The sequence below is a fragment of the Sphingomonas glacialis genome (assembly GCF_014653575.1).
In the GTDB taxonomy this organism is placed as follows: domain Bacteria; phylum Pseudomonadota; class Alphaproteobacteria; order Sphingomonadales; family Sphingomonadaceae; genus Sphingomonas; species Sphingomonas glacialis.
Genome location: NZ_BNAQ01000056.1, coordinates 1 through 503, shown reverse-complemented (window position 1 = coordinate 503; position 503 = coordinate 1). Strand labels below are relative to the sequence as shown.

The window sequence follows — 503 nt, the reverse complement described above, 5'->3', positions numbered from 1 at the left end:
CCGCAACGCTTGCCGAGACTGCAGCCGCCAAGGACGCCGCCGACCACCACGTCGCCGAACTCGAAGCCGAGCGTGATCGCATCGCCGGAGCGCTTGCCGACACCGCGGCCGCCAAGGACGCCGCCGATCACCACTTCGCTGAACTCGAAACCGAGCGCGATCGTATCGCCGGAGCGCTCGCCGAGACGGCGGCCGCCAAGGACGCCGCCGACCGCAACGTCGCTGAACTCGAAGCCGAGCGTGATAGCATCGCCGCAACACTTGCCGAGACTGCAGCCGCCAAGGACGCCGCCGACCACCACGTCGCCGAACTCGAAGCCGGGCGTGATAGCATCGCCGCAACACTTGCCGAGACTGCAGCCGCCAAGGACGCCGCCAACACTACCGTCGCCGAACTCGAAACCGAGCGCGATCGTATCGCAGGAGCGCTTGCCGAGACTGCAGCCGCCAAGGACGCCGCCGACCACCACGTCGCCGAACTCGAAGCCGAGCGTGATAGCATC

Annotated in this window: 1 protein-coding gene; it reads left to right on the top strand. The window is 68.0% G+C overall.

The genetic code is table 11. The features are described from left to right. Positions 1–503, top strand: a 503-nt coding sequence (locus IE187_RS21215; RefSeq protein WP_229839655.1) for a hypothetical protein, incomplete at both ends; no start/stop codon positions are given.